The sequence below is a fragment of the Streptomyces sp. LS1784 genome (assembly GCF_020103755.1).
Lineage (GTDB): Bacteria > Actinomycetota > Actinomycetes > Streptomycetales > Streptomycetaceae > Kitasatospora.
Genome location: NZ_JAHSQD010000632.1, coordinates 1 through 4,466, shown reverse-complemented (window position 1 = coordinate 4,466; position 4,466 = coordinate 1). Strand labels below are relative to the sequence as shown.

At 75.6% G+C, this 4,466-nt stretch carries 4 protein-coding genes and 1 pseudogene; 4 read left to right on the top strand and 1 reads right to left on the bottom strand.

The window, feature by feature from the left end; genetic code table 11:
• The first annotated feature begins 196 nt into the window (after positions 1 to 196).
• The 4 genes and pseudogenes from KS423_RS39380 (at position 197) to KS423_RS39365 (ending at position 3,903) form a co-directional block, all read left to right on the top strand.
• On the top strand, positions 197 to 1,033 hold the full coding sequence (locus tag KS423_RS39380) for a putative RNA methyltransferase (RefSeq protein ID WP_224284534.1): 837 nt from the start codon (positions 197 to 199) through the stop codon (positions 1,031 to 1,033).
• A 70-nt stretch (positions 1,034 to 1,103) separates the two neighbouring features.
• Positions 1,104 to 2,573 carry an AAA family ATPase gene (locus tag KS423_RS39375; RefSeq protein ID WP_224284533.1) on the top strand — a complete coding sequence of 490 codons (1,470 nt, stop codon included), beginning with the start codon at positions 1,104 to 1,106 and terminating at the stop codon, positions 2,571 to 2,573.
• Positions 2,574 to 2,605: 32 nt separating this feature from the next.
• Positions 2,606 to 2,911, top strand: a pseudogene (locus KS423_RS39370) (nucleotide pyrophosphohydrolase); the annotation flags it as partial.
• A gap of 266 nt (positions 2,912 to 3,177) precedes the next feature.
• Positions 3,178 to 3,903, top strand: a complete 726-nt coding sequence (locus tag KS423_RS39365; RefSeq protein WP_224284532.1) for a DUF6099 family protein — start codon at positions 3,178 to 3,180, stop codon at positions 3,901 to 3,903.
• Here the strand turns inward: KS423_RS39365 and KS423_RS39360 are convergent.
• Positions 3,849 to 4,115: a hypothetical protein gene (locus tag KS423_RS39360; RefSeq protein ID WP_224284531.1), complete on the bottom strand. Its 267-nt coding sequence runs from the start codon at positions 4,113 to 4,115 to the stop codon at positions 3,849 to 3,851. The genes KS423_RS39365 and KS423_RS39360 overlap by 55 nt on opposite strands.
• Positions 4,116 to 4,466: the final 351 nt, after the last annotated feature.

Below are 4,466 nucleotides of genomic sequence, written 5' to 3'. Positions count from 1 at the left end.
GGGCCGGGCGCTCGCGGGGCAGGGCCGTGCGGGCCGGGCGCTCGCGGGGCTCGGGCCCGGGAGGGGGACGAGGTAGGTCCTGCCGGGGGTTGCCGGGTGCTGCCGGGGCGGTGGCCCGGGGCGTCTGGTCCGCCGAGGTCGTTAGGCTGGCTGGCGCCCCGACCGGCCGGGGCGTACGGCGAGAGAAGACGGAACCTTGCTCCAGGACATCGAGCGCTACCTGGCCTGCCCGCACTGCGCGCAGGCCCTCACCCGGCACGACCGCAGCCTGCGCTGCCCGGCCGGGCACAGCTTCGACCTCGCCAAGCAGGGCTACGTCAGCCTCCTCGCCGGCGACGCCCACACCGGCACCGGGGACACCGCCGAGATGGTCGCGGCCCGCGCGGACTTCCTGGCCGCCGGGCACTACCGGCCGATCGCCGAGGCGCTGGCGCAGGCCGCCTCCGACGTCGCCGGCGAGTCCGGCGGCCTGGTCGCCGACCTCGGTGCCGGCACCGGCCACTACCTGGCGCACGTCCTGGACGCCCTGCCCGGGACGGTCGGCGCCGCCCTCGACATCTCCAAGTTCGCGCTGCGCCGTGCCGCCAGGGCGCACCCCCGGATCGGCGCCGTGGTGTGCGACGCCTGGCGCCCGCTGCCGCTGCGGGACGCCTCGGCCGAGCTGATGCTCAACGTCTTCGCCCCGCGCAACGGGCCCGAGATCCGCCGGGTGCTGCGCCCCGGCGGCACCCTGCTGCTGGTCTCTCCGACCGCCCGCCACCTGCGCGAACTCGTGGACGCGCTGGGGCTGCTGTCGGTGGACGAGGAGAAGCAGCGGCGGATCGACGACAAGCTCGGGCCGTACCTGGAGCCGGCCGGGCGGCGGGAGGTCGAGTTCACCCTGCGGCTCGGCCCGCAGGACGTGCGCACCGTCGTCGGCATGGGGCCGAGCGCCTGGCACACCGACCCGGAGCGGCTCGGCGCCGCGCTCGCGGAGCTGCCGGAGCCGGTCGAGGTGACGGCCTCGGTGACGGTGGCCGCGTACCTGCGCTGAGCGCCACGTTGGGATGAATCTGCGCTGAAGGTACGTTTCTGCCGGTCGGCCTGCGGCTAACGTCCCATGGGTGAACCGCGACGCCACCAGGCCCGCAGGGCCGGCCCACCTCCGACCGGCCGCCCCGGGGCCCGACCGGCCGCCCGTGCCGCGCCCCACCGTCGAGGAGCTCCGGCTCACCTCGTTCAAGTCCTACCGGCGTGCGGTGTTGCCGCTCGCGCCCCTCACCGTGCTGCACGGGCCCGCCGGGGTCGGCAAGTCCAACGCCCTCGACGCGTTGGCCGTGCTGTCCCGGCTCGCCCTCGGCGAGGAGATCGCCGACTCGCTGGACGGGCTGCCCGAACGCACCGGCCCGCTCGCCGGGCCCGTCCGCGGCGGTCTGGACGGGTGCGTCCCGCACGGGCGGGACGCGATCATCCTCGGCTGCACCGTCCGCTCGCCGCACGGCCTGATCCGGCTCGACGTGGTGATCCGCACCGGCGGCCCGGTCCGGATCGCCCGGGAGTCGCTCACCCTCGACGGCCGGACCCTGATGGACACCGGCGAGCAGGACGTCCGCAACCGGCGGGTCAACGTCTGCTGGCACAACGACACCCGCCAGGGCGACATCCGGGCACCGTTCCCCAGCGGCACGATGATCACCGCGCAGCTGCCGTTGCGGGTCGCGGGCTCGTCGGCCGGGGAGTGCCTCGTCCTCGCCGCCACCGAGGACCTGCTCACCGCGCTGCGCGAGGTCTTCCCGCTGCACCCCGTCCCCGCGCTGATGCGCGGCTGGGCCCGGGCCGACCAGCAGGCCCGGCTGCGCAGCAACGCCGCCAACATCTCCGCCGTCGTCGCCCGGCTGAGCAACGAGTGCCCGCGCCGGTACGGGCAGCTGCTGCGAGCCCTGCAGGCCGCCGCACCGCACCCGCTGCTCGGGCTCACCCTGGCCGAGCGCGAGAGCGCGGGCGTGCGGCGGGTCCTCGCCGTCTTCGACGAGGGCGTCCTCGGGCGCACCGGGGCCGACCAGGCCTCCGACGGGATGCTGCGCCACCTCGCCTTCTCCGCGGTGCTGCTGACCGGGGCCGGGGTGCTCGACCTCGACGTGGCCGCCGAGGTGCCCTGGGCGCACCGGCAGCTCACCGTGCTGGCCGAGGACCTGGGTGCGGGGCTCTCCGCCGAGCAGACCGCCGGACTGCTCCGGCTGGCGCGGGACATGGCGGAGCGCAGCCAGCTGCGGGTGGTCGCGGCCGTGCAGGAGCCGGCGGCGGCACGGGAGGCGCTGGGCGGCGCGCCCGGGGGCGGGGCGGTACTGGTCGAGTGCCGGCGGGATCCGGACTCCGGGTTCACGGTGCTGCGGCCGGAGGCGGCGCGGGTGCCGGCCCAGGGTGGGCGCAGGGAAGCGGCCGGTGGGGTGGACGGGCGTGCGGACGGGCGTGCGTCGGCGGGCGACGGCCCGTCGGCGGAGCAGGAGGGGCCGGCCGAATCCCCGGAGGGTGGTGGGGCGTCCCCGGCCGGCGGTGGGGCGGCGAGCCGCGATGCGGTAGACCTGGAGGGGTGAGCGAACGAGCGACGGGGCCGGCGGAGCCCACCGTGGAGGCCTTGCGGCAGCGGCTGGTGGACTTCGCGGCGGCCCGGCGGTGGGAACCCTTCCACACGCCGAAGAACCTGGCGGCGGCGCTGAGCGTGGAGGCGGGGGAGCTGCTGGAGATCTTCCAGTGGCTGACGCCCGAGCAGGCGGCCGCGGTGATGTCCGATCCGGAGCGCGCGCACCGGGTGCGCGACGAGGTCGCCGACGTGCTGGCGTACCTGCTCCAGTTCTGCACGGCGGTCGGGGTGGATCCGTTGGAGGCACTGGCGGCCAAGATCGAGCGGAACGAGCGTCGCTTCCCGGTGCCGGTGGACACGACCGGTGCCGACCGGGAGACGGTCGAGGCCGACCCGGCCGCTGAAAATGCGGCTTTCGTCAACTCAGACGTGGACGACCAACCCTTGTGAGGGACGGAAGTTATCCACAACCCGGGACTTGTCCACAGCTTCTGACAACGTGGATGCGCACTCGGGCCATTGCTCGCACGCTTTCGCCGTGACCAGCCGTCAGTGCTCGGGCCGCCCCTTCCGGCGGCCAGGGCCGACGGCGACAGCGAGCGGGAGGAGCGGTGGCCATGGAGGCGCTGCGACTGATCAAGACGGCCCGGCACGCCCTGGCCGAGGCCAGGCACGTACCGGACGTGCTGGCCGAGGCGCGGCAGGCCGCGCTGCTCACCGAGGCGGTGGGCGCCAGGCTGGCGGAGTCGGAGGACGAGGAGCTCACCGGGCTGGGGCAGCAGCTGTCCGAGGCCGGGGCCCACGCGGCGGTCTGCCTGGACCGCTCCGTCCTCCGGGCGGCCCTGGTGAGCGGCGGCCGGGCCGCGCGGCTCACCGACCTCGGGGACTTGGCGCCGGCCCTGGGGGCGCTGGACGGATTGCTCCAGGAGGTCGGGGAGACGCTGGTGGTGCTGGCCTGCGGAGCGGACACCGAGAGCCTCTACTGGACCTGCATCGACGGTGTGGACGCGGTGTCGGAGTGCAAGGACCTGACCGGGCGGCTGCGTGAGGCGGCGGTCCGGTCCGGGGAGACGGAGCCCGCGGCGCTCGGCGGGGCGGAGCGTGAGCGAGAGCCGGTGGGTGGCGGGGCGCCGTTACTGGTGGTCCGGCTCGGCCCGCCGGGCGAAGCCGGCCCACCGGGTGGTGGCGGTGCGGCGAGCAGCAGCGGCTCGCCCTCCGGCAGTGGTCCCCCGGACGGCGGCGGCCCGCCCGGTGGGGGCGGGCCGGCCGAGGAGGAGCAGGCGGCGGGCTACCGCGTGCCCGGCGCGTCCGAGGTCTCGGAGGTGTCCGTGCCGGTCGGATAGGTGGTGGAGTCGGCGCTCCCGGAGCCGGAGCCGGAGCCGGAGCCGGAGCCGGAGCCGGAGCCCTGGAGTTCGGCGAGGTCGGCGGTGACGGAGGCGAGCAGTTCCTGCATCTGCTCCAGCAGGCTCTTGGGAGTGGCGGGTCCGGCCGAGGTGCCGTCGGCCGAGCCCGTCGGGCTGCTCGGGAACTGCGGCGTGGCAGATGGTTCGGACATGACGGGACCTCTTCGGATCGGTGGTGCGGTGTGGAGCGGCCGACGGTGGCTCGGACCGCACGGCGGGAGGTGGCAGTTGCCCGCCACCGGGGCACCCACCCCCGCCGTAGCACCCAACGAACCGCTCCGGATGCCGTCACCCGGACACCACCCGATGCGGTCCAACTCCGCTGCGCGGTAAGCCTCCCGGGTGAGCCGGGGTTGCCGTCACGGCGCGGCCTCGGCTAGTACTGCAACCGCATCTGGGGGTTGTGGCCTCGGCGTTTGTAGTGGGAGCGGCGGGCTCGGGCCTGGCTGCGTCGGCGGAAGCGTGACCAGCGCAGATGGTGCTCGTTGGTGTGGTGGCGGGGT

What these genes read in the sequence shown, in the direction of transcription:
- KS423_RS39360 (WP_224284531.1), bottom strand. Translation starts at nt 4,115, where the DNA reads ATGTCCGAACCATCTGCCACGCCGCAGTTCCCGAGCAGCCCGACGGGC.
- KS423_RS39365 (WP_224284532.1), top strand. Translation starts at nt 3,178, where the DNA reads ATGGAGGCGCTGCGACTGATCAAGACGGCCCGGCACGCCCTGGCCGAG.